This is a genomic window from Paraglaciecola sp., assembly GCF_030730205.1.
GTDB lineage: Bacteria > Pseudomonadota > Gammaproteobacteria > Enterobacterales > Alteromonadaceae > Paraglaciecola.
Genome location: NZ_JANQVQ010000256.1, coordinates 1 through 25897, shown reverse-complemented (window position 1 = coordinate 25897; position 25897 = coordinate 1). Strand labels below are relative to the sequence as shown.

The following is a 25897-nucleotide window of genomic DNA, read 5'->3' as shown; positions in this document are numbered from 1 at the left end:
AAAAAGCGCAGCGTTAACGACTCACTGCGCTTTATGTTGTTAGGGGTGGGGGCAACTGTCGTCTTCTAGGCAAATCCCTATTTTTATCGTCTCTGCCTCAACCGTAAAACCGCCTATTTCAAACGTGCTCAAATTTTGTAAAAACGTGATTAAGGCATCGGTCGCTTTATTATTTTCATCAAATAATTGGAGATCAGCATTCACGTCGTTGGTTATCCCACGCGCCGCCGCTTTTGCATATTCAGCAACGGGGTTCTGCCCATGAATACAACTCCCATCGGCGCGCATAGCTGCGCGGCTGCCAACACAATCATCACTAGGCGCATAAGCACTCATAATAGCTAACGCAGATTTTCGATTATGTTTGCTGTAAGCAGAGCGCATATTTCGCACGACTGCTCGAGCAGCGTAATAGCCTGTCTTAAACGCAGTATGATCGTCGGCATCTTTCCCTAGTCCGCCGTTCCAGCCAAAATCTTTTAAGCACCAATAGTTGTTTAACTTGATACAACGTAACGCTTTATGGGCTTCAAGCCGAGTTTTATCGACACCTAAATGCAGCTCACCTTGTGCTAACCAATTTGACACAGCTTTGTGTTTAAACTCTACTTCTTGCGCAGCGCTCGTCTGGCCTAAAGTTAACAGTACCATCCCCACTATCACTTGATATTGCCTCATACCCTCTCCTTTCATCATTACCTTGCAACTCAGGTGAACTCCTTAACACTCACCCTATTTACGTTTACTTGTTATTTAGCCAAATAACTATAGGTCATTTTATAAAACGAGAATGAGTGAATTGATTTACACGTCGTGATAGTTGAATGTTACCTGTTCCCTCAGTTAGGCGGATTTAGCCATGCTTCGCATCGTTAGCCACAAAAAACCTCGACTGAGTATGCTGGCACCATTCATAAACAAGAGTGGCCATGCTGTGGCTAAGGGCATAGTGAAAGCAAAGGCTAAGGTACTGAGATCTTTGACGATAATTGAAACTATCATTGATTCTGATAGCGAGCCGACAGACTGCTCTTTTTTGATTAACATTATTTGGTGCACCGTGCCCTGCACTAAAATGAGGGCAACGATAACCACAAATGTATTGGTACCATAGGTGGCAAGAGTGGGAAATGGCCGAAATCCCATGGCGACAAATCCCAGAAAAATAGCCATGGCCGCTCCAGAGCACGCCATGAGACTTGTCGCTGAACGACGATCGCGCCAAATATACGCCAAGATCACCAACAGTAATAGCAAAGCCCCAAGACGCGTCCAAACCAAATAATGATTAAAATTACTGGCCGCTAATCCAAAAATAAAATTGGCGTAAAAGGCAAAGAAGCTGGAGGAAAATTGGTTTATAGATAAACTTTGGCTTATTACTGCGCTGTGTTTTTTAGCCTTTACCATCTGCAATATTTGATGGGATAAACCGTACCAAGTGAAGATAAATACCGCAGAACTGAGCCAACCTAAAAGGTGATACCACATCGCATTCCAACCACTAAACGTTAATCTGACTCAGCGCTCAAGCCAGGGAAATTTATTGCTATTATATGCTAAGGCTTGCCTATAATTTTATCTCAAATAGCTACATTATCGCTTTTTGTACAATAAGATAGGCGTGTAGCTCGGGATATTGATCGTATTCAAGGTGCCGGCATATACAGCCTAATTTAATCAGCAAAGTGATAAAGCCGTTTATCCCAAGTGATGAGTAGTATAACGCTGGCCCCATGGCACTATTATTGTGTTCGTCTTTTTTATCAGTACCACCAAAAGAAAAAATCAATACGCCATTAGGATGTAAACTTGCCACCAGCTTGCTCAGCACCTGCTCTTGCTGCTCAAGTGGAACATGCCAAATACTGTCCCATGCGCTAATAAAGTCGTATTGCTCAGTCCCTTGCCAACTGCAGATATCCTGCTGATAAAACCTTACCCCAGGATGTCGTGTTTTAGCGATGGTCAGCATTTTTTCAGAAACATCCATTCCTTCTGGCGTAAAGTCATTATCTAGCAGTAAATCAATGATTCGCCCATTACAGCCGCAGCCCACATCCAAGGCTTTACCTTTTGCCTGCACAAAAGCGATGGCCTTGTTATGTGCCTCAATGCCATTTAAACGATTGAAGGTATTGCATTCCCAGCGATCAGTAATGCGATCATAGGCCTTACCAATTTCACAGGGTTTCATCGTAATTGGTTCCTCATTAATATTTTTAAAAATGACGCGGGAGCCACTTTATCTGTTTCGATGATTTTTGCGGGCATTGGCGCGGCCTTGACGGCGAGGTTTTGCATCAGCTTCAAAATTACCGTATTCATCTTCGTCTTCTTCTCCTTTAAGCACAGCCTTTTTACTTGGCATAAATCCCGGGATGCGCTCAAGGCTAAACTTGCGTCCAATGGCTCTTTCTATCGCGACTAACTGCTTAGTTTCGTCATCACTGAACAATGAAATAGCGATACCGGAGGCACCAGCGCGGCCGGTACGACCAATACGATGCACATAATCTTCTGCTACATAGGGTAAATCCACGTTGATCACACAAGGCAGTTGACTGATATCAATGCCCCGAGAGGCAATATCTGTGGCAACCAATACCTTTACGGTGCCATTTCTAAAACCATCGAGTACCAAGGTTCGAGCATGCTGGCTACGATTTGCATGGATTGCAGCGCTTGTTATGCCTGCTTGTTCCAACTGAATTACTAATCGATCCGCGCCTTCTTTCGTGCGGCTAAACACCAATACTTGTGGCCAACGATGGGTTTTGAGCAAATGAATTAACAGCTCACTTTTTCGTGATTTGTCTACCGGATGAATCACTTGTTTCACTGCATCAACAGTTTTATTGAGACCCGCCAATTCAATTAATTGTGGATTGTTCAACATGCCCTTTGCCAAGGTTTTGATCGCTATAGAAAAGGTGGCAGAAAACATCAATGTTTGTCGAACTACAGGCAGTAAGCTATGAATACGCTGAATTTCTTTGCTAAAACCGAGTTCTAACATGCGATCAGCTTCGTCAAAAACGACCACTTCAATTTCAGTAAAATCAAGAGCCTGCCTATCAAACAAATCAAGTAAACGTCCTGGTGTCGCGGTCAGTACATCCACTTTAGATCGCAGTTTTTCAATTTGTGAATCGATTCTGATGCCGCCAAAAGCGGCACACGAGCGAACAGGCAAATATTGGCTATAGCGCTCAACGCTCAGGGCCACTTGCGCTGCCAATTCTCTGGTAGGAGTGATAATTAACACGCGAACTTGCTTCGAGTCACAAGGTGCCTTGTTCATTAAACCTTGTAAAACGGGCAGCACAAAGGCAGCTGTTTTACCGGTACCTGTTTGGGCGGCTGCCATCACATCTCGACCACTCAGCACTGCAGGGATCGCGGAAACTTGAATAGCTGACGGTGTTGCATAGCCCTGCTCTGCTATCGCTTTTAACAGTTCTTCACACAAACCTAAGGTGCTAAATAGCATAAGAAATGCATTCCTTGAATCATTTGATGTTGTTAATTTATTTGCAGTTTTAGCTCAGACTACGAGTCTGTTAAGACAAACAAACTCACCGGACTGCGCTTAGACACGAGCCCCTATATTTTCGCCAAAATCCGGTCTAAATGATTGGCAAACTGCTGACGGTCTGCTTGATTTAGCGGTGGTGGCCCGCCAGATTGCTGGCCACTGGCGCGCATGGTGTCCATAAAATCCCGAATATTAAGGCGCTCTCGAATATTATCTTTGGTAAACAACTCACCTCGAGAGCTTAACACTTGACCGCCTTTGGCAATGACTTCTGCGGCTAAGGGTATATCACTGGTGATGACCAAATCATTTACTTCAACCCGTTTCACTATTTCGTCATCGGCCACATCAAAGCCACTACTGACCTGCATTGAGCGGATCACTTTTGAAGGAGGTGTGCGAATAAACTGGTTTGCAACAAAGATGGTGTCAATTTGCTTCCGCTCAGCAGCGCGGCAAATGATGTCTTTCATTACCGCTGGGATTGCATCAGCATCTACCCATATTTTCATAGTCTTTTCTCTGATTAATGACGCTTACTCTTTACTTAAGCGTATTTGTCTTTAGTAGCTTGCGCCATGCTAGTTGTTGTTCAACGCTCAATAAACGCAGCGTTTCTGGCTCTGCTTGCCAAGCAGGATTGTGCTGTTGATAAACCACCATCTGCTTAAATAATTCAATTTGTAGCTGGTTTATGTCTTGTTTCAATTGAACCAGTGCATCTTGTTTTTCATTCAGACTTGTCATCAGATTATCAGGAGCCTCTCCCTCTTGAGGCCAACTGTTTATTGACTGATTATGTTCAAATAAACGCACCTGCTTAGCGTTAATTTGCAGCTGCAATTGCTCGATTTTTTCCCAGTCAGGCGGTATGTGTTGTGCTGCAATGCCCTGCTCTGTCGCAGCTGTTATGGGTGCTTTGTCTGCCATAACAATGCGTTTTTTTTGTTCAGCTTGACGGGCTTGCAACGCTTGCTTAGCCGTCTCAGCAAATCGGTCAGTGTCCTGATGAGTTGGTTCATCACTATTGTGCTTCAAAGCCAGTGCTTCTGTCTCAGCTAATGCTTTTTGCGCATCAATACTTTGTGTCCCAGCTGGTGCAGGTCGTTGTGCCCCTGAGACGATGTCACTGAAATCTTGCGGTGCAAGTGCTGTTGAATGAGGCTTGAACATGTCGTATTGCTGAATAAAAATAACGCAAATGAACATCACTGAAGCGGCAATTGATAAGGGCCAATGCCACCGGCGCCACAGGCTGTTAGTCTTTGGTTTGTCTAGGTGCTGGTGTTTTTGCATGTTTGGCGAAACGCCCGTTTTTAGCCCTTCTCGCGCCAAGGCTAATATCCGATTGTCAGTGGCTTCGGACACTTGTTCCGTTTTTAGTGTTTGATAAAGCTCACTGATATCTTGCGGCTCAAGCGATGGGGTTTTATCGTCTTGATTCATACTGATGTTTGCCCTAATTTATGGCTAATACATTGTCGAAGACTGCTGTAGGCGTATCGTAAGCGGCTTTTACACGCTTGATAATTTGCGCCAACAATCGTGGCGATCACCTCAACGGTGAGACCTGCTTCTTCTTTAAGTAAAAAGCATTCTCGCTGTACTAAAGGCAGTGCATGAATACAGTGTTTTAATGCGCCAGCTGCCCCCTTGTTTTCAAGTTGGATATCTGGTGTTAGGGTGTTTGGCCCATGAATATCATGTTTGATTTCAATGTCATCAGCGTCGAATGGCGCTGCGTCTATCACCTTATTGACCACCTTAATATGGCGAACATGATCAATCAATTTATGCTGAGCGAGGGTGTAAAGCCACGTACTAAATTTTGCCTTCACGTGGTAGTTGGGCGCTTGACTGATGACTTTAGCCCAAATGTCTTGGAACAAATCTTCCGCCAGCCCGTGTTCGCCTACCTGGCGCAAAAAATAGCGATATAAACCACCTTTATGTCGTTGATACAATTGCTCAAACGCAGCAAAGTCACCCTGAGCGTATTGCAGCATCAGGGTTTCATCGGCCACTAATTCAGTTTTAATTAAGGTGTTAATTAATTGCCATCCCATTTACGACAGTAAGTCGAGGTTGAGGCAGTGCATCATTTTGCCTGTCTGCCTTTACTGCCTGTGTTATATCTTGTTTCACCGTCGCTGTATCTTGTATAGACGCAGCGCTTTTGAGCAATTGAATGAACTGCGCTCGATAACCAAACTCATCTTGACCTTTTGCTTGCTGAGCGATGTCAATTAATTGAGGGTAATCCATGGCTTGCAGATAGACACTGTGTTTGAGTTTATGGGCAAAGCCTAACACAGAGCTGGCAAAGCGAAAATCATCTGATTGCTGATTAAAATCAGTTATTTGCTTTTTATCTATGGTTTGAGTCAGTAATACGCTGTTGTCACTATCAAGGGGTTTATAACGCAGTTTCACGAGTGCTATTTCATTGGCTAGTGCACTTGATGAACGTGTAATATTTTGCTGATTATTAGTGCCATAACGTAAGGGGTCTAAATACTTATTGTTACTGCCCACAAGACTGACTTCATAAAACGCCGTTACCGTATGCCCAGCTCCAATTTCGCCCGCATCCACCTTATCATTATTAAAGTCTTCTTGATTGAGCCGACGGTTTTCATAACCCAGCAAACGGTATTCGGCTACATTGGCAGGGTTGAACTCCACTTGTATTTTTACGTCCTTAGCAATGGTCATAAGCGTTGAACTCAATTCATCCACCAATACTTTACGGGCCTCATGAATGGTATCAATATACTGATAATTACCGTTGCCCGCATCGGCTAATTGTTCCATCACGTGGTCGTTGTAATTACCTTGCCCAAATCCTAAGGTTGTGAGTGCAATGCCGCTGTTCTTTTTACGCTTGATCAATTCAATAAGCTGATTGTGATCATGAATACCTACGTTAAAGTCACCATCGGTAGCCAATATCACCCGATTAATGCCATTTTTTATAAAGGCTCTTTCGGCCATTTGATAGGCCAGTTCAATACCCGCATGCCCATTGGTACCGCCACCCGCTTGTAGTTGCGTTAAAGCCAGTTGAATTTTACTGTGCTGATCACCTGGCGTAGGCTCAAGCACCACTCCCGATGCGCCGGCGTAAACCACAATCGACACACGATCAGCGGCCTTAAGTTGTTGGCTTAGCAGGTTCAGTGAACGGCTCAGCAAAGGCAGTTTATCCGCTTGCGCCATTGAGCCCGACACATCTAATAAAAAGACTAAATTGCGCCCAAGCGCTGTATCCACCTCAGGTTCATAGCCTTTCAACGCAATTCTTACTAGGTGTTTTTCACTGTCCCATGGCGACACTGCCATTGCGGTAGATACACTAAACGGGGCGGTAGTCATGTCAGGACCCGAATATTGGTAGTCAAAATAATTAATAAACTCCTCTACTCTGACCGCATCCGCAGGGGGCAATAGTCCTTGATTGAGCATTCTGCGAACATTGCTATAACTGCCTGTATCAACATCAATAGAAAAAGTCGAAACAGGCTCAAGTGCCACTGACTTCACACCATTTTCAATCACAGGCCCATAGGTTTCACCTTGGGTAACTGGGATAGGCGGGGCAAAGCCTAATACTTGCCTACTACGTGCCATTTTCATGGCTAAGCCTTGAACTTGCATCATCTCATGATTGGCCTGCGAGCTTGATAGCGCATCAGCTAAGCTGTGCCTTTGTTCAGCTTCACTTACTATTGGCACTGCAGTGGCTGGCGTTTGTGGATGTGCTGCGTTTTGTTCAGCCGAGTTGGCTTGTTGGCCTGTATCTGAAGAACAAGCGGACATAACACTCAGCATGAGCACCGCACAACCACTCAGCGCATAGTGAGTTAGTTTTTGCTTTTGTTTGTGTATCGTTAATTGATAATTTTGCATCTTTTACCCCTTGATTAAAGTGACTGGCTTTCAGAGCTATCAACGAAGCACTGAATCAAAGGGGTTTTTTATTTTATATTTATTAAACCTGATGTATCAGGACGCGAACGAGCAATATGACTAACTAACCTTAGGCAGGTGGCAGAAAAGCATGAGTTTAGCAACAGCTATTATAACAAGAGGTTGTCTAATGTTGATCGAACGGCTTGCACAGGTCGACGAAGCTTCACATCAAAGCAGTTGTTTGCACCGCCCCACCTTAATAAAGAGAAAATACTCAGGCCATTGGCTAAGTCGATTCAGCAAATAAACCAAGTTGTGGTCAAATTCACTAAGTTATTTTTATAAAATCGCGAATAGTTGATAGCAAAACAAACTATCTATTTGTTTTAATTCGTTTTTATTTGTATGGCACACTCAATGCAGCTCTCCTGAAAAATACACTAATCGCTCATTTGGGCTGCACACATTCAGGAGAAAACACATGGACACCTTTAAACCACAACTCACTTTAAGCCGTTTTGCACTTTGCGCTGTGTTAGCCTCAAGCGTTTTGCTTACTGCTTGCGGTGATGCAGAAGCCATTGTGGATACTGAGAAAAAAGAGGTCGTGATTGCAGTTCCGGTAGAAGTCGCTTCGTTAAGCCAAGGTAGTATCTCATCTAATTACGCCACCACGGCTATTCTTGAGGCCAAAGAAGAAGCCTTTGTTGTTCCTCGCGCGTCTGGCATCATTGAGCAAATCATGGTTGAAGAAGGTGACTACGTTGAAAAAAACCAAGTATTAGCGCAAATAGAACCCCAGCGTTATCACCTGAATTTAGATCGCGCTCGTGCTGACTTGGTGGGCGTTCAAAAAGAGCTAGCAAAAATTAATAAAGTCTACAGCCAAAAATTAGTCAGCGACGATACCTTTGATAAACTTAATGCCCAATATGAAAGTGCAAAAGCCACCCTCGCTCTTGCCGAACTGGACTTAAAAGAAGCCACTATTACCGCGCCTATTTCGGGTTTCATCGCTGAGCGTAACGCCAAAGTAGGTAACTTAACTGAGTCATTCCAGCGCGCCAGAATGTTTCATATCGTGCAACAACAGGAGCTTTACGGCATTGTTTACTTGCCCGAAAAAGAATTGTCTCGCGTGCATAAAAACCAAAAAGCCAGTTTAGATTTAACCGCCTTTGGTGGGCAAAGCGTGGAAGCCACTATTGAACGTATCAGCCCGGTAATCGATCCTAAAACCGGCACATTTAAAGTCACGTTACGGGTACCCAATCACGAGCATCTGCTCAAGTCAGGGATGTTTGCCCAAGTAAAATTAAATTATGACACTCACGCCAACGCTATTTTATTGCCCCGCAAAGCTCTACTAGCTATCGACAACAGTGTAAACGTGTTTGTGGTAAAAGACGGTATTGCTAGCAAAACCCCTATTCAAATAGGTTACCAAGAAGGCGAATACGTTGAAGTGCTAGCGGGCTTAAACGGCCAAGAGCAAGTCGTCATAACCGGTCATCATAATCTGCGCGATAAAGCCCCTGTTGAGATCGTGAACACTGATCCTGTTGTCCCTGTTGCCGCCAAACTAGCACTTAACTAAGGTCCACATTCATGAACATTGTCGATATTGCGGTTAAACGCCCTGTTACCGTGTGGATGTTTACTTTTGCCATCATTTTGTTTGGCATGGTGTCACTATCACGTTTAGCACTCAATTTATTACCCGAACTGTCTTACCCTACCCTGACCATTCGCACCGACTATGTGGGCGCAGCGCCAGCTGAAATAGAGCAATTGGTATCTAAACCCATTGAAGAAAGTATCGGTGTGGTTAAGGGTGTGCGCACGGTCACTTCAACCTCAAAAGCGGGGCAATCTGATGTATTGCTCGAATTTGAATGGGGTACAGATATGGATATGGCCAGCCTTGAGGTACGTGAAAAACTCGATACTTTGCAACTACCCTTAGATGTTAAAAAGCCCGTATTGTTACGATTTAACCCCAGCCTCGATCCTATTATGCGTTTCGGTTTTGTTGGCATTACCCCAATTCAGACTGATGCTAAAACAGTAACTGATAGCCAAGCGCAAGCATCGGTTTTAGATGAACAAGGCATTAAAGCCTTACGCTTATTTGCTGAAGAACAGATTAAACGTCAGCTTGAATCGGTAGCGGGTGTGGCTTCGGTGAAAGTCGGGGGCGGCTTAGAAAACGAAATTCAAGTATTAGTTAATCAAGCGCTCACCAGCCAGTTAAACATCAGTGTGAATGAAATAATCAAACGTTTGAAAGAAGAAAACGTCAATACTTCAGGTGGCAGAGTAGAAGATGGCGCACAAGAATTTTTAGTCCGTAGCTTAAATCAATTTGAAAGCTTGGATGAAATACGCGATGTCTTTATTGCTCATCGTGAAGGCCGAAACATTCGTTTAGGTGATATTGCAGAGGTGGTCGACGGTTTTAAAGAGCGTACTTCAATGAATCGTTTTAGCGGTTTTGAGGGTGTTGAAATCGCTATTTATAAAGAAGGCGATGCTAATACGGTAGAAGTAGCGAGAAACATCCGTTTTAGAATTGAACAATTGCAACAAGAAATCCCCGCTCACTACCAATTACAACAGGTCTATGACCAAAGCCGCTTTATTGCCAGCGCCATCGCTGAGGTAAAATCAGCTGGCCTGATTGGGGGTGTGCTGGCTATGTTTGTCTTGTATTTATTCTTGAAAAATATTTGGCCGACACTGATCATTTCTATTTCTATACCGGTGTCGATCATCGCCACATTTAACCTGATGTACGCTAATGATATCAGCTTAAACATCATGAGTTTAGGCGGTATCGCACTGGCCATTGGTTTGTTGGTGGATAACAGCATCGTGGTACTTGAAAACATCGACCGCCATAAAGCCAATAATAAAGACTTTAAACTTGCGGCGGCACTGGGTACAAAAGAAGTATCAATGGCCATTGTTGCCTCTACCTTAACCACTATGGCGGTATTTTTTCCATTGGTGTTTGTTGAAGGTATCGCTGGTCAGTTATTTGCTGACCAAGCCCTAACCGTTACCTTTGCCTTAGCGACCTCCTTACTGGTGGCCTTAACCCTTATTCCTATGCTTGCCGCCCGTGAAAAAAATTCAGGTAATGACAACACGGCACAGCCATTGGATCTGGGACAAGCTTCGCCCAAAGCAAAACCTACGAGCAAACTTGGCCTAGGGGTGTATTACTTAGTATGGCCACTGCGTTTTATATTACGGCTTGTTTTTTACTATGTGCCGCTTGCCGTAACAAGTGTACTAATCACGCTATTTAGGCTAATGAGTAAAGGCTTAGCTTTTATTTTTAAACCTATTTTATGGCTATTCGAGCGCGTTTTTAAGGCTTTAGAAACGGTATATATTAGGGGTTTACAATTTGCTTTAGCAGCACGGGCTGCGGTATTGGCTGCTGTCGTGGTTATTGCCGGGGCATCTGTGCTACTTGTTCCAAAACTGGGTATGGAACTGATACCCGATATGGCCCAAGGCGAGTTTTATGTCGAGCTTACCCTTCCTAGTGGCTCTCAACTTGAATCAACTGACGCGGTACTCAACGAACTCGCTAAATTTACCGCAAGTCTAGAGGGTGTGGCGCGCACTTATGCGCTTGCTGGCAGTGGCAGTTTAATGAACGCATCAGCCAGTCAAGGCGGCGAATACTGGGGTAAATTAAACGTAGTATTAACGCCTAACACCGACCAACACACCAGCGAAGCGGTGGTCAATAGCATGCGCGGTTTCTTGTCGCAGCAAGCGGGTATTCAAAGTAAGTTTGGCAGCCCAGCTCTGTTTACGATGGCGACGCCGCTCGAGGTCGAGATCAGTGGTTACAACCTAGATGAATTAATGTTTTATAGCCAAAAACTTCAAACTGCGCTTAACGCCGATTCACGTTTTACTGACGTAAAATCGACCTTGCAAAGCGGCAATCCAGAATTAAAAATTAAGTTTGATCATGCTGCATTAGGCCAATTAGGTTTAAACGCTGCAGATGTGGCCAAGTTAATTGCTGTGCAAATTGGTGGTGAAGTAGCCACTAAATACAACATTATGGATCGCAAAGTCGATGTATTGGTTCGCACCGAGCAGCGCCAGCGTGACTCAGTCGCAGACATTGGTAGGCTGATTGTAAACCCAGGAGCAGAGCAAGCGATTCCACTTAACGCGGTTGCTCAAATCACCATGTCGGTGGGCCCCAGTGAAATTACCCGTGTAGGGCAGCAACGGGTGGCATTGCTGACCATGAACTTAGGTTATGGTGATTTGAACGATGCGGTTATTGCCGCTAAACAACAGCTAACAGCGCTTAATTTACCGATTAATATGCAGTCTAGGGTGACAGGCCAAAGTGAAGAAATGGAAAATAGCTTTACCTCACTAAAATTTGCCTTAGCCCTTGCGATATTTTTGGTTTACTTGGTGATGGCGTCACAATTTGAATCATTGCTACACCCCTTGTTGATTTTGTTCACCGTACCACTGGCTTGTGCGGGCTCTATTTACGGTTTGTTTCTCACATCAACCAATGTCAGCGTTGTGGTATTTATCGGTTTGATTATGTTGGCGGGTATTGTGGTAAACAACGCCATCGTACTGATCGACCGTATCAATCAAATGCGCAGCGAAGGCGCCAACAAAACCAATGCCATTATGGCCTCAGCTCAAAGCCGGTTACGCCCCATATTAATGACCACGCTAACCACCTCTTTAGGTTTATTACCTATGGCGATTGGTTTAGGTGAAGGGGCAGAAATACGTGCACCGATGGCCATAACGGTTATTTTTGGTTTGTCTTTTGCCACTCTTCTTACGTTGTTCTTTATACCGGTGATTTATAGCTTATTTGACCGTAAACAGTTTGCTGCCAATCAGGTAGAAACAAATAAACCGATGGAGAATGTACATGGATAAGTTTGAAAGCGCAGGGGCAGCCCTCGCTGCTTTTGCTATTCGCCGGCCAGTTACGGTCTGCATGTTTTTCTTCTCTATGTTGGCCTTTGGCTTGTTATCAAGTCAGCTGCTGCCCTTAGAAAAGTTTCCCAGCATTGATATTCCAGAGATAGCGGTACAAATACCCTATCAGGACGCGACACCTGCAGAAATCGAAAAGATGATCACCCGCCCCGTGGAAGAGTCTTTAGCCACCATGTCGGGCATTAAACGCTTGCGTTCTCGCTCTACTGAGGATGGCGCAGAGATCCAACTTGAGTTTGCCTGGGACGAAAACCTCAAAGCCAAAGGCGTTGAAGCCCGCGAAAAAATCGACGCCATTCGCAACGACTTACCCCAAGACGTTGAGCGTATATTGGTGTACCAATTTAATACCAGCGATATGCCGATTTTTTCCTTACGGGTGTCAAGTGAACGGGACCTATCAAATGCCTATGATTTACTTGACCGTAATTTAAAGATGCCCATTGAGCGGGTACCCGGTGTATCAAAAGTAGAATTGTATGGCGTCAATAAAAAACAAATCGCTATCCGCTTAGATACGGAGCAAATGGCCGCCTTGCAAGTCAATACCAATGACCTACGAGAAAGCTTGCGTAAGGTTAACTTTTCAATGAGTGCTGGGCATTTTATTGATGCGGATATTCAACAAAAAATTACGGTTAATCCACTGGGTGAAATGACGAGCTTGGATGAAATTCGCGATATCATTGTCAAGCCTTATGTGCGTTTAGCGGATATCGCTGAGATAAAGTTTGAAACACCCAAACGCACTGAAGGTAGGCACTTAGATCAAAGTTATGCGGTGGGCTTTAATATTTACCGTGAATCAAACAGTAACATGGTTGAGGTGGCAAAGCGTGTTATGGCCGTTATAGAAGATGCCAACGCGAACCCCGCTTTCAATGGCATCCACCTGTATATTATGGAAAACGAAGCAGAAAGTGTGACCTCGTCCTTAGCCGATTTGCTCAATGCAGGGCTATTGGGTTCACTCTTATCGTTGGTGGTCTTATATGCCTTTTTACGAAATCTTACCAATACCTTGTTGGTGGTGTTATCGGTGCCGTTCTCTATTTGTATCACCCTAGGTTGTATGTATTTTATGGGCTACTCCATCAATATACTATCTATGATGGGCCTGATGCTAGCCGTAGGTATGTTGGTTGATAATGCCGTGGTCGTGACTGAAAGTATTAACCAAGAACGACAACACAATGATGATCCCATTGAAGCAACTAAAACGGGCGTAGCCAAGGTCAGCCTTGCCGTTATTGCGGGAACCATAACCACCGCGATCGTGTTTTTGCCCAATATTGTGGGAGCCAAGGTCAATGTGACGGTATTTCTTGAGCATGTAGCCATTGCAATCTGTATCTCGTTATTTGCTTCTTTACTTATTTCACAGACCTTGATCCCCTTACTCAGTAGCAAAATAAAATCGAACAAGCGCCCCCTAAACAAGGGTCACGCCAACGCCCCAAGTAAACTCAGTCAAGGCTATGAGAAAGTGCTGCGCTGGGCCCTCGCCCATCAAGGTTTAACCTGTGTCATCGCGATAGCTATCTTACTCAGTACCGCTATTCCGATGGGCACTGTGACCAATGACGCAGATGCTGATAATGACCAAAATCGTGTGTGGATGAATTACGACATCCAAAGTAGCTATAGCCTTGAAGAAGTTGAGAAAACCGTGGCTAAAATGGAAAACTATTTATATGCCAACCAAGAAAAATTTCACATCAAGCAAGTTTACAGTTATTACACTGCAGGCTTTGCGGTTTCCGGTATAACCTTGGTCGATGACTTACCCGTAAAGCAGTTTGAAGTGAAAAAATTGATCACTGAAAACATGCCCAAGTTTGCCCGTGCAAAACCGTCTTTCCAATGGGATCAGGGCAACGGAGGGGGTATACAACTGACTTTACTCGGTGACTCTGCTGAAACACTGAACCAAATAGCCAAACAAATTTTACCTGCCATCGCCAATATTGAAGGTTTAGCCGAAGTCAAAACCGATAACGCTAGTCAAAAAGAAGAACTGCAAATTAAAGTAGACAGACAAAAAGCATATCGCTTTGGTTTGAGCAGCGAAGAAATTGCCAATGTGGTTGCCACTGCTTTACGCGGCACTAACTTACGCACCTTTCGCAACAGTGAAACCGGAGAAGTCGCCATTCGTTTAATGTTTGACGAAAATTTACAAGGCTCTATTGATGCGTTAAAAAATCTCACTATTAAACGAGAAGGCGATCAAAACGTGAATCTTGATATGGTGGCAAGCTTGAGCATTAAACCGCGCTTAGCTCAAATTAATCGAAGTTACCGCCAAACGTCCATCACCATTGGTGCTAACCTCGAAGACGGTTTAACCATGGAGCAGGCACAGCAAAAAATTGAAGCGGTGATGCAATACATGCAGTTGCCTACGGGTTATAGCTGGACCTTCGATGGCGGATTTAGACGCCAAAACCAAAACGAAAGCGCGATGCAAACCAATATGTTATTAGCGGTGTGTATGATTTATATCGTGATGGCAGCCCTGTTTGAATCTTTGTTACTCCCTACTGCGGTCATTACCTCCTTATTGTTTTCAATGACTGGCGTATTTTGGGCGCTATTTTTTGCCGGTTTGCCCATGTCGATTATGAGTATGATTGGTATGCTTATTTTGATGGGTATCGTGGTAAACAACGGCATTGTGCTGGTGGACCGAATAAACCAATTAATTAACCTAGGTTATGCAGTGCAGCAAGCCATTATTGAAGCCTGCTTAACCCGAGTAAAACCTATCTTAATGACCGTTGCCACCACCGTGTTAGGCTTGGTTCCCTTGGCGATGGGCTCTACTCGTATAGGCGGTGACGGCCCGCCTTATTCGCCGATGGCCATAGCGATCATTGGTGGTTTATTGTTTTCAACTTTAACCAGTTTAGTATTGGTGCCCCTAGCCTACTTACTACTTTTAAAGCTCAGAGTAAAAACCACACACATGATTGAAAACAGTAAGCTATTGGTGAGTCGTTGGGTCAAAATCTAGCGTAAACAAGGTCAATGAAATTGTGCAAGGATGCACTTTGGTTTAGGCTAGCGCCACTTAGTTACATTAGGCAAAACCATGATTAAACACGACCCCAATCCGCTTTACGTTGCTGATAATACGCGTTACACCACCATGCCTTACCGGCGTTGTGGTAAAAGTGGTGTGAAACTTCCCGCATTGGCGCTTGGGCTGTGGCAAAATTTCGGTGCAGTTGATTCCGCACAAAATGCCAAAACCATGTTGCATCGTGCATTTGACTTAGGCATCAATCATTTTGATTTAGCCAACAATTATGGCCCTCCCTATGGTTCAGCAGAGAGCACCTTTGGCCACGTTATGGCCAAAAGTTTGAAGCCCTACCGAGACGAGCTGCTAATTTCAAGTAAAGCAGGTTACGACATGTGGGGAGGCCCTTTTGGTGTGGGTGGCTCACGCAAATATTTAGTAGCCAGTTGTGACCAAAGTTTACAGCGCACAGGGCTTGATTATTTCGATGTGTTTTACTCTCACTGTTTTGATCCAGAAACACCGCTAGAAGAAACCATGCAAGCCTTAGATTATATTGTGCGATCGGGTCGCGCGTTATATGTGGGTATTTCAAACTATTCTGCAGAGCAAACAAAACGAGCCGTCGCAATATTAAAAGAATTAGGTACGCCCTTGTTGGTGCACCAGCCTCGTTACAATATGTTTGACCGCTGGATTGAAGATGGCTTATGTGAGGTGTTGCTTGATAAAGGCGTCGGCTCGGTGGCTTTTTCTCCTTTAGCTCAAGGTTTTCTGACTGATAAATATTTAAGCGGGATCCCACAAGATTCACGGGCCGCACGCAGTGAGCAAATTTACCTTAACGCTGACCACATCACGAAAGAAAAAGTGGCTAAAGTGCAAAAATTAAATGTCATCGCTTCGCGACGAGAGCAATCTTTAGCGCAAATGGCAATTGCTTGGGTATTGAGCAATCCCGCAGTAACAAGCTGTCTAATTGGTGCTAGTAAAGTAGGGCAAATCGAAGATTGCGCGGCCGCTTTATCGAACCTCGATTTTAGCCAAGATGAATTAACCGAAATAAGGCAAATCATTGTCTAACTCAATCAAAACCTCAGCGCACATCGGCCTAGTTAATCCAAAAAGTCCAGAGAATATGGGGAGTATTTTGCGGGCGTCGGGATGCTACCAAGTCAGCAGTATTCATTACACAGGCACTCGCTACGACCGCGCGAGCCAATATGTGACAGATACCAAAAAACGTCATCTCGATATAAGCCCTACTCACGTAACGAACATTATCGCAGTGGCAAAAACTCTGAGCCTGCAAACGGTAGCGGTAGAATTAGTGGAAGGCGCCATCCCTTTGCCCCATTTTAGTCATCCTGTAAATGCCCTTTATGTGTTTGGACCTGAAGATGGCACTATCGAACAGAGTATCCTAGATGAGTGTGATCATGTGGTGTACGTGCCGACAATTGGTTGTATGAATTTAGCTGCGACGGTTAACGTGGTCCTTTACGATCGTATGACAAAATCACCGCAGCTAGCATTTAATAACGATTTAATCGTTGCCAGCCGCGACACCAATAACCGCACTCGCATACGCTAATCAAACGATTTGAGCGATTTTAAACCTTCAAATTTGCTTGAATGAAGTAGGATGTTAACGCCAGTATTACCCATATTGACGCGTGATCATGCTGCATTTGCGCGCGCTTCAGCGTCGCCTATTTTAGGGTAAGAGCCGAGCAATTTTACCTTACAATTAACGGCTATTTCAGCCAGCGCTTGAGCGATATTGGCGTCTTGCACATGGCCATCAAAATCAATGAAAAAGTGATACTTACCAAAGGTTTGTTTGGTAGGACGCGACATAATAGACGTTAAGTTGATCTTACGATTAGAAAAAGACAGCAGGACTTCACCTAGAAAACCAGGACGGTCATTTTCATCCATCACAATAATGCTGGTTTTATACTCGGTATCTTGAATTTTTTGTGCTACTGCTGAATTTTTTGTGAACACCAAAAAACGCGTTTCATTATTTTTATAGTCATTCACATCAGCGATCACCAAGGGGAAATCCCCTTCTTTAACAGCACTGCTTGGTACTATGGCCGCGGTATCAGCACCACCTAAAACCGCAAATTGCAAAGACTCCATATTACTTTCGGTGGTTTCAATGTCTACTTGGCCTAGGCTGCCAAGAAATTCAGAACATTGACCTTTTGCCACAAACTGGACATAGAGCTGCTTAATGGCGTGCAACTGGGCGGCTCGGCTTACCAGTGAAAATTGAATAGGCAGGCGGATTTCATTAACCACAGATAACTCTGAATCAAGTAAATGATCCAGCACCAACGAGATAAAACCCTCAGAAAAATTTTCTACCGGCAATACCCCAATATCGCAGCCATGCCCCACTGCATTGAGCGCAAGTTTTATTGATTCAAAATAATGAATTTCACACACTTGAGATTGTTTACGGACATAACGCTGCGTCGCTGTATCTGAATACGTTCCAGCTGGCCCCAATGTAGCAATTTTTATCATGACAAACAGGTAATGGTAATTAAAGTCTTAGTGAGGTGAATTTACCGTGCTTTCAGTCATTTAGAAAATCAAAATACGAAATTTATTGTTCTAAGCCATAACAAGGCTAAAAAACCGCCCTCAAAGCATGGCTGAAAACTTAGCTGGGCAAAAAATGTTTGGTGATAACCGCAGCAGCTTGACTTGCCCACTGGCGATAACTATCTGCTCCTGGATGGAAACCATCAGCAGCCATGGCGTCTTTTTTGTTAGTCATTTTCAAGGCTAAAAAGTGTTTCCCCTTGTCCCCTAGCGTTAATTGCTCAAGCTGAGCATTAAACTGTGTTGCTCTTCTACCTAAGTATCCTCTTAGTGGCTGAGGTAAGGCAGGAAAAGCATGCATAGGCGGTAAAGCAGTTATCACTATCAATTGACTTGAGAACGTATGCTGGCAAAAGGTAAAAAGCGCATTTTGTTGAGCTAACCACTTTGAACGTTGACTTCCTGATGTCACATCATTGACCCCTAATGAGGTCAATACCACATCAAACGTTTGACTACCCATAGTGTTAACATGCTCGATGGTATCCGCAGTTGTTGCCCCTGTTTTGGCGTGCAGCGCCCAACTCAAAGTAAAATGTTGAGCAAGTAAGGCCACTAACTGACCACATAAGGCATCTTTTTGATGAGTAACGCCCACACCTGCTGCTGCAGAATCACCGATTATGAGCAAACGTAAAGGCGGCCCAGCCCCTTCTATACCTTGGCGTACACCTTCTGGTTCGGCCAATCTAGGGGTATTGCGCCGAACGATGCGCCCTTGTATAAGTAACAAAGGTCCTAAAATAACAGTAGCAAATAGATGCCCCACGCAGTACTTCCTAAATTATCTAACAAGTCTAAACGCCCTTCTAAGCGGCGCTAATGCAAACCGGTACGCCGTTTAATACCGCATTACCCGATAACTCATCTAACACCATCTCATCGGTGAGCTCATTCACATTCACTCCTGCATGCTCTTGCGCTACCGACCACTTAGAACCTGCTTTATTGTGACCCCAACCATGGGGAATAGAAATGACACCCGGCATGATTTTATCGGTTATTTCAACTGGCAAGCTAATCTCACCTACCCGTGATCGGACAGTGATCATCTGCCCTTCGCTCAATTGGTGGTGCTGGGCATCTTCTGGATGCAACTGAGCCGTACAACGAGATAGTCCTTTATTCGTGCCTTTAACCATGCGCGGACTGTTATGTAACCACGAATTATTGGTTTTTAGATGGCGGCGGCCAATCAGCAGTAAATTGTATTTTGTCTTGGCTTCTTCGCTGAAAAACTGCTGATCCACACGGGGTAAATCAGCCATGAAATAATCAAAACGTAGGTCAATCTTTTTATCCGCGTGAAAAATCGCATCGGGTAAGTTACTTCTGAGCGGGCCTAAATCAATTCCGTGCGGATTTTGTAGTAATAAATCGATACTTAAGCGCTGGCCTTCATGCCTATATTCACTGGTCTTGAGCAAGTCATCCACCACACCTTTTGGCTCTTTCGCCCATAAGTCTTGATACTTTTCGGTGGGTAAACCACGTAAAGCATCAATTCGTTGTGCCAACGACAAGTAAATCTGCCAATCTGTCAGGCTGTCTTTTTCAGGGCTAAAGACGGCGGGTGAGTATTTGGTCGAATTACGCACCGCAAAATTATGAAACACCACGTCATAATGATCCCGCTCTAGGGCGGTGACGGGGGGTAAAATGATATCAGCGTGGCGCGAGGTTTCAGTCAGGTAAAAATCAACCGCCACCATAAAATCCAAGCCAGCAAAGGCATCATCTAATTGCTGACCGTTAGGAGTCGTCAGCACAGGATTACCCGCCCCAATGACCATTGCCCGAATTTGCCCTACTCCTTCAGTGGTGATTTCTTCTGCCAAGGTAGAGACCGGATATTCGCCTGCAAAGGCAGGTAATTTTCGCACCCGCGAATGATATTGGGCGATACTGCCCCTGCCTGAATGGGGTAAGGTATCCGCCGCAGGTTGGGTAAACATCATGCCACCGGGTTTATCTAAGTTGCCGCTTAACATATTAAACAACATAATGAGATATTGGGTTAAGGTGCCAAAAGCTTGCACACTGGCGCCCATTCGCCCATAACATACCGCTGAGCTTGCAGCACAAAACTCAGTCACAATATGGGTAATTTGCTGTTCGCTCATTCCAATCAAAGGGGCGACTCGTGCGCTAGGATAATCTTTCACAAAAGCTTCTACGTTCATCAGTTCGCTTGCCATTTCACTTAACTTGCCGGGCTTAGCTAAGCCATTAGCAAAAACCGTGTTGAGCATAGCCAGTAACAGCAACACGTCGGTGCCGGGTTTAATAAAGTAATGTTCGCTGCTGATGTCTGCGGTTTCAGACTTTTTAGGGTCAATGACTACCACTTTCCCCTCTCGGGCTTGTATGGCTTTTAAACGGCGTTTAACATGAGGAACGGTCATGATACTGCCATTTGATGCCAATGGGTTGCCGCCAATGATCAGAAAATATTGCGTGTGGTCAATATCGGGGATCGGAATTTGCGATTGATGACCAAACAACTGACGGCTAACGATATGATGAGGTAATTGATCAACTGAAGTCGCCGAATAGCGATTGTGTGTTTTTAGTGCACGATAAAAGTACGGACCGAAGAGAATAGAACCCATGTTATGCGCATTAGGATTGCCTAAGTAAAGACCAATCGCGTTATCACCAAATTGTTGCTGTATGTCAACCAGCTTTTCTGCCACCTTGTCAAATGCCTCGTCCCAGCTAATGGTTTGCCAACCCGTCGCCGTTTTTTCAAGAGGCAGTTTGATGCGCTCAGGATCATCATACAAATCTTTGAGCGCCATCGCTTTGGGACACACATGACCTTCACTAAATGGATTTTTTTTATCTCCGACTATAGACACTATTTGCCGTTCTTCAGTAGTAACTTCAATACCACACATTGCTTCACATAAGGTACAGGTTGAAAAATGTTTTTGCTGGCTGCTGGACATAAGAATACGAACTAAGGGTATGTAAACAAGACGTTAACGAACAAGCCAATTATAGACAAGCATCATTTTTATTTATGGCGATGAAGACATACCAAAAAATCTCAAAATCTGTATGCATTTAAGACTTTTTTTGGTTTAAAAACCTACCCTAACAAAAAAATCTGGTAGAGTTTTTAAACCTTTTTGCGTCAGCCCTCGACTTACGCATTGCTTGTTTAATCATTGCATCCAGGAAAAACAATGAAAATTGCTGATACCAGCGCCCAAGATACCCTTGTAGAGCCCAAGTCTACCAAGCCTTTATTATGGATTATTGCCTTAGTAAGCGTCGTAGTGATTATTCTCTTACTGAGCTTTAGTCCTGCGCTAAGCAATTGGTCGCAATCAGATATTAGCGCCTCGGCCAATCGTTTACGTTTTGCGACAGTCACCCAAGGTGACTTTGTGCGTGACTTATCAGTGCAAGGTCGAGTAGTGGCTGCGGTGAGTCCACGTTTATATAGCCCAGCACAAGGTACGATTACCTTTGAAGTTGATGCCGGTGATTCTGTCACAAAAAATCAGGTACTGGCGATCATCGACAGCCCTGAACTCAGCAACGAACTAAAACAAGAAGAATCAGGTTTACAGCGCTTACAAATGGAGCTTGATCGTGAACGTATTCAGTCAAGCAAAGAAGCATTGATTTACCAAAAGGCAGTGGATTTAGCCAAAGTCGCCTTAACCGCCGCAGATAGAGAAAAACGCCGTGCCGACAAAGCCTTTTCATCAAAATCTATCAGCGAAATTGACTTCGAAAAAGCCCAGGACGAGCTAGAAAACGCCCAACTGGTTTATCAACACGCTGTCAAAGATGCCGAACTAAATATTGAAAGTTTGCAATTTGAAATCCGCACTCGTCAGTTATTAGTTGAGCGTCAAACGTTATTGGTGGATGAATTAAAACGCAAAGTGGATGAGCTGTATATGCGTTCTCCGGTCAATGGCATCGTAGGTAATTTAGCGGTTCAGCAAAAAAATCAAGTCACTAAAAACCAATCTATTTTAAGCGTAGTCGATCTCACTGAATTTGAGCTAGAGGTGGATATTCCTGAAAGTTATGCTGACGATTTAGCCATTGGTATGGCCGCTGAAGTCAGCCTCAATGGCGAAACCCATTACGCAAAACTCGTTACGATCTCGCCAGAAATTGAAAACAATCAAGTGACCGGACGTGTTCGCTTTGCTGACATCAACGCAGATGGCAGCGTGAGCCAACCCCAAGGTTTGAGGCAAAACCAACGTTTAACTACCCGTATTTTGATGGAAAACAAAAGTAATGTGTTGATGGTTCAACGTGGGCAGTTTTTAGAAAGTGGCAATGGCCGAATTGCCTACGTGGTGCGTGATGGAGTGGCTGAAAAAACAGCGATTGCCACTGGTGCCAGAAGCCTATCAAGCGTTGAAGTTATCAGCGGTTTAGCGAAAGGTGACACCATCATTATTTCGGGTACCGAACAATTTAATGGCGCACAAACCGTACTAATTACACAATAAAAACATAATAAAAAGGAAGCCAAAGATGCTAAACATGATCGATGTAAAAAAGGTGTTTCGTACAGCCCTAGTGGAAACGCATGCCCTGAAAGACTTCAATTTACATGTCAAAGAAGGCGACTTTGTCGCCGTTACCGGTCCCTCTGGCTCTGGCAAAACCACCTTTTTAAACATCGCGGGTTTATTAGAAACCTTTGATGGCGGCAAGTTTGAGCTAGATGGTCAAGACGTTAGTCATCTGAATGATAAACAACGCAGTCGTTTGCGTAATGAAAAAATCGGTTTTATCTTTCAAAGCTTTAATTTAATTCCTGATCTAAACCTGTTCGATAATGTTGACGTGCCACTTCGCTATCGCGGTTTTAATAGTGCAGAACGTAAAAAACGCATTGAACAAAGTCTCGACATGGTGGGGCTTGCACAGCGCATGAAGCACTTGCCATCACAACTATCGGGCGGGCAACAGCAGCGTGTTGCTATTGCCCGTGCCCTTGCCGGTGAACCACGCTTTTTACTCGCCGATGAACCAACCGGTAATCTTGACAGCCAAATGGCCACCAGTGTTATGGATTTACTCAAAGAGATTAATCGTAATGGTACAACGATTATCATGGTGACCCACGATCCCAGCCTTGCTCAGCAAGCCAAACGCAATATTTTCGTGCGGGATGGGATGGTGAGTGAAGTAACTATGCCCGCGGCATCCGCCGCAACCTGCAGTATGGCATAGGGGCAAATCATGTTTAGTTATTACCTTAAGTTGGCATGCAAAAGTATCAAACGTAATCCCATTCTTAGTGCCTTAATGGTCATGGCCATCGCACTTGGGATTGGCGCCAGTATTACCACGATTACCGTTAACTATTTAATGTCAGCAGATCCAATACCGCAAAAAAGTAAGCAGTTGTTTTATGTGCAAGTAGACAGTTGGGATCCTAATGATGCGTACTCTGACAATAGTGATGATGTTTCGCCTCCCCCCAATCAATTAACCTGGACAGAAGCCACTAATTTAATGGCAGCTAGCAAAGCGTTTCGACAAGCGGCCATGGCCAAATCAGGCGGTATTATCGAGCCTCAAGATCAAGACGCAAAGCCTTTTGAAGCGTCTATCAGACTTACGTTCGCTGATTTTTTTAGCATGTTTGACGTGCCTTTTATCTACGGGAGTGGCTGGGATCAGCAAACAGATACCAAACGGGATCTAGTGGTGGTGCTGAGTAAAAACACGAACGACAAAGTATTTGGTGGCGAAAACTCGGTGGGTAGAAATTTTGTGATGGCCGGTAACACCTTTCGAGTGTTGGGCGTAATGGATGATTGGCAACCCGTGCCTAAGTTTTACGATATCGGTAATGGTGCCTTTGATACACCTGAAGAGGTGTATATGCCCTTTTATTTGAAAGAAGAATTAGAGTTACCTAATTGGGGCAATGTGAATTGTTGGAAAACCCCAGAGGGTGAAGGGTTTAAGGCGTTTTTGCGCTCTGAATGTATTAATTTTCAAATGTGGGTTGAATTACCCAATCAGGCAGAACAGGCACAGTATTTGGCTTTTTTAGATAACTATGTGGCAGAACAAAAAAGTTTAGGTCGATTCCCTCGCCCACTCAACAATCGACTATCTGACGTCATGACTTGGATGGAAACACAAAAAGTCGTCGATCAAGATGCCAAACTGATGATGTGGTTGTCGTTTATGTTTTTACTGGTCTGTTTACTCAATACTGTCGGTTTACTACTGGCTAAGTTCAGCGGAAAAGCAGCTGAAATTGGCTTACGCAGGGCGGTTGGCGCCTCTAAAACTGAATTATTTAAGCAGCATATTATCGAAGCTGGCTGTATTGGCTTACTAGGGGGCGTTGTAGGCCTGGGACTGGCAGCTCTGGGTCTGCAAGGCGTGAAAAGTTTGTATGGCGATTTTGTCGATAATCTCGCCAGCCTCGACGCTAGCATGATGATTTTGGCTTTGAGTTTGGCCATTTTCTCCAGCGTATTAGCTGGTCTATATCCAACTTGGCGGGCTTGTAATATTGCACCCGCCAGTCAGCTAAAAAGCCAATAAGGAAGCGCCATGACGACTACTAAGCATAAAAAAACGGCGACGAATTGGGAGATAGGACCCATTTTTAGGGCCCTGCTGAGAAACAAAGTGGGCGCCTTATTAATCGCCATTCAAATTGCGGTAACGATGACGATTATCGTCAACTCTGTGTTTATTATCATTGAGCGCAGCAAAGAAATGGATCGTCCTAGCGGCGTCGATGAAAACAATAGCTTTTATTTATCAAGTTTAGGTTTCGGCAGTCAATTTAATGCCAAAGTGACCATTGAAGAAGACTTAAACCTGTTGCGCCGTTTACCAGGCGTAATCAATGCCATACAAATTAATGCTGTGCCTATTAGTGGTAGTGGATGGTCTATGGGTTTACAAACGCAAGCGGGAGCTGAGTATGACGGCACGGGTACAGCAGTGTATATGGTGGACGAACAAGGTCTAAATACACTAGATGTCGCGCTGATTGCTGGTGAAAATTTTAAGGCTAGTGATGTGCAATGGCGAGAAGAATCGCAAGCGGGTTGGCCTGCTAAAGTGATTATCACTAAAGCCTTAGCTGCCATGCTGTTTCCTGACCAAACGCCCTCGCAAGTTGTAGGTAAAACCGTGTTTATTGAAGACGTTGAACCAATGATCATCACCGGTGTAATTGATCAATTACAAGCCCCTTGGACAGACTGGAATAAGGTAGAAAATGTCATGCTGTCACCAGAATATTTAAATAATAGTTCAGCGCGATATTTTATCCGTACCGAGCCAGGCCAACGGGACCCCCTTATGGCGCAAATAGAAGAGTTGCTGGCCAGCAGTAATAAATCACGCATTATCAAAGGCATGCGCAGTTTGCAAGAAACCCGTGAACGTAGTTACCGTGGCCATACTGCCATGATCAAAATACTCACTACGGTGATGATAATACTCACCATCGTTACTGCCCTGGGCATTGTTGGTTTAGCCAGTTTTAGTGTAAATCAGCGTAAAAAACAAATTGGTACTCGCCGTGCATTAGGGGCTTCACGTGGCGCTATTGTTCGCTATTTTATGGTTGAGAACTTTATTATTACCAGTGTGGGCGTCATCGTCGGTGCTTTACTCACAGTAGGATTAAACATGGTGTTGGTTGATGTATTTAGCCTACAAATGCTTGATTGGTACTACATCCCTGTTGGCATGTTAGTGCTGTGGCTTGTTGGACAAATCGCTGTTTGGGGTCCAGCACAAAAAGCCGCAAATATCCCCCCAGC

The 25897-nt window shown here is 44.4% G+C and carries 20 protein-coding genes; 9 read left to right on the top strand and 11 right to left on the bottom strand.

The genetic code is table 11. The features are described 5' to 3' along the window. Positions 1 to 39 precede the first annotated feature (39 nt). From NWQ57_RS16655 to NWQ57_RS16620, 8 genes are all read right to left on the bottom strand, one after another. Positions 40 to 678: a hypothetical protein gene (locus NWQ57_RS16655; RefSeq protein WP_306023293.1), complete on the bottom strand. Its 639-nt coding sequence runs from the start codon at positions 676 to 678 to the stop codon at positions 40 to 42. A 165-nt stretch (positions 679 to 843) separates the two neighbouring features. Beyond that, a complete protein-coding gene (locus NWQ57_RS16650) occupies positions 844 to 1491 on the bottom strand; it encodes a hypothetical protein (RefSeq protein WP_306023292.1) in 648 nt (215 codons plus the stop codon). Between the two features lie 100 nt (positions 1492 to 1591). Then, positions 1592 to 2197: a trans-aconitate 2-methyltransferase gene (locus NWQ57_RS16645; protein WP_306023291.1), complete on the bottom strand. Its 606-nt coding sequence runs from the start codon at positions 2195 to 2197 to the stop codon at positions 1592 to 1594. 48 nt (positions 2198 to 2245) lie between these two features. After that, positions 2246 to 3493: a DEAD/DEAH box helicase gene (locus NWQ57_RS16640; protein ID WP_306023290.1), complete on the bottom strand. Its 1248-nt coding sequence runs from the start codon at positions 3491 to 3493 to the stop codon at positions 2246 to 2248. 113 nt (positions 3494 to 3606) lie between these two features. After that, on the bottom strand, positions 3607 to 4050 hold the full coding sequence (locus tag NWQ57_RS16635; protein WP_306023289.1) for a YaiI/YqxD family protein: 444 nt from the start codon (positions 4048 to 4050) through the stop codon (positions 3607 to 3609). Between the two features lie 31 nt (positions 4051 to 4081). Beyond that, positions 4082 to 4984: a hypothetical protein gene (locus tag NWQ57_RS16630; RefSeq protein ID WP_306023288.1), complete on the bottom strand. Its 903-nt coding sequence runs from the start codon at positions 4982 to 4984 to the stop codon at positions 4082 to 4084. After that, positions 4981 to 5604, bottom strand: a complete 624-nt coding sequence (locus tag NWQ57_RS16625) for a sigma-70 family RNA polymerase sigma factor (RefSeq protein ID WP_306023287.1) — start codon at positions 5602 to 5604, stop codon at positions 4981 to 4983. The genes NWQ57_RS16630 and NWQ57_RS16625 overlap by 4 nt, the downstream gene beginning before the upstream one ends. After that, on the bottom strand, positions 5585 to 7447 hold the full coding sequence (locus NWQ57_RS16620; RefSeq protein WP_306023286.1) for a VWA domain-containing protein: 1863 nt from the start codon (positions 7445 to 7447) through the stop codon (positions 5585 to 5587). The genes NWQ57_RS16625 and NWQ57_RS16620 overlap by 20 nt, the downstream gene beginning before the upstream one ends. A 484-nt stretch (positions 7448 to 7931) precedes the next feature. Here NWQ57_RS16620 and NWQ57_RS16615 point away from each other — a divergent pair, with 484 nt between their 5' ends. The 5 genes from NWQ57_RS16615 (at position 7932) to NWQ57_RS16595 (ending at position 17082) form a co-directional block, all read left to right on the top strand. Beyond that, positions 7932 to 9047, top strand: a complete 1116-nt coding sequence (locus NWQ57_RS16615; RefSeq protein WP_306023285.1) for an efflux RND transporter periplasmic adaptor subunit — start codon at positions 7932 to 7934, stop codon at positions 9045 to 9047. An 11-nt stretch (positions 9048 to 9058) separates the two neighbouring features. Continuing rightward, positions 9059 to 12400, top strand: a complete 3342-nt coding sequence (locus NWQ57_RS16610) for an efflux RND transporter permease subunit (protein WP_306023284.1) — start codon at positions 9059 to 9061, stop codon at positions 12398 to 12400. After that, entirely contained in the window at positions 12393 to 15479 is a 3087-nt protein-coding gene (locus NWQ57_RS16605) for an efflux RND transporter permease subunit (protein WP_306023283.1), read from the top strand. The genes NWQ57_RS16610 and NWQ57_RS16605 overlap by 8 nt, the downstream gene beginning before the upstream one ends. 78 nt (positions 15480 to 15557) lie before the next feature. Beyond that, positions 15558 to 16571 carry an aldo/keto reductase gene (locus tag NWQ57_RS16600; RefSeq protein WP_306023282.1) on the top strand — a complete coding sequence of 338 codons (1014 nt, stop codon included), beginning with the start codon at positions 15558 to 15560 and terminating at the stop codon, positions 16569 to 16571. A gap of 55 nt (positions 16572 to 16626) precedes the next feature. Further along, positions 16627 to 17082, top strand: a complete 456-nt coding sequence (locus NWQ57_RS16595; RefSeq protein WP_372340933.1) for a TrmH family RNA methyltransferase — start codon at positions 16627 to 16629, stop codon at positions 17080 to 17082. Positions 17083 to 17168: 86 nt separating this feature from the next. Here the strand turns inward: NWQ57_RS16595 and pheA are convergent, their stop codons facing one another. The 3 genes from pheA to NWQ57_RS16580 all read right to left on the bottom strand — a co-directional run bounded on the left by pheA (position 17169) and on the right by NWQ57_RS16580 (position 21058). After that, positions 17169 to 18026, bottom strand: a complete 858-nt coding sequence (gene pheA / locus NWQ57_RS16590; protein WP_306023280.1) for a prephenate dehydratase — start codon at positions 18024 to 18026, stop codon at positions 17169 to 17171. 139 nt (positions 18027 to 18165) lie between these two features. Continuing rightward, positions 18166 to 18876: an SGNH/GDSL hydrolase family protein gene (locus NWQ57_RS16585; RefSeq protein ID WP_306023279.1), complete on the bottom strand. Its 711-nt coding sequence runs from the start codon at positions 18874 to 18876 to the stop codon at positions 18166 to 18168. Between the two features lie 40 nt (positions 18877 to 18916). Beyond that, on the bottom strand, positions 18917 to 21058 hold the full coding sequence (locus NWQ57_RS16580) for a molybdopterin oxidoreductase family protein (protein WP_306023278.1): 2142 nt from the start codon (positions 21056 to 21058) through the stop codon (positions 18917 to 18919). A gap of 240 nt (positions 21059 to 21298) precedes the next feature. On the opposite strand from NWQ57_RS16580, the gene NWQ57_RS16575 reads away from it, so the two are divergent. From NWQ57_RS16575 to NWQ57_RS16560, 4 genes are all read left to right on the top strand, one after another. Next, complete coding sequence (locus NWQ57_RS16575) at positions 21299 to 22594, top strand: efflux RND transporter periplasmic adaptor subunit (protein ID WP_306023277.1); 1296 nt, start codon at positions 21299 to 21301, stop codon at positions 22592 to 22594. Between the two features lie 25 nt (positions 22595 to 22619). Next, complete coding sequence (locus tag NWQ57_RS16570) at positions 22620 to 23324, top strand: ABC transporter ATP-binding protein (RefSeq protein WP_306023276.1); 705 nt, start codon at positions 22620 to 22622, stop codon at positions 23322 to 23324. Between the two features lie 9 nt (positions 23325 to 23333). Further along, positions 23334 to 24659, top strand: a complete 1326-nt coding sequence (locus tag NWQ57_RS16565; protein WP_306023275.1) for an ABC transporter permease — start codon at positions 23334 to 23336, stop codon at positions 24657 to 24659. A gap of 9 nt (positions 24660 to 24668) precedes the next feature. After that, positions 24669 to 25897 (top strand): ABC transporter permease (locus tag NWQ57_RS16560; RefSeq protein WP_306023274.1); only part of this gene is annotated, 1229 nt, incomplete at its 3' end.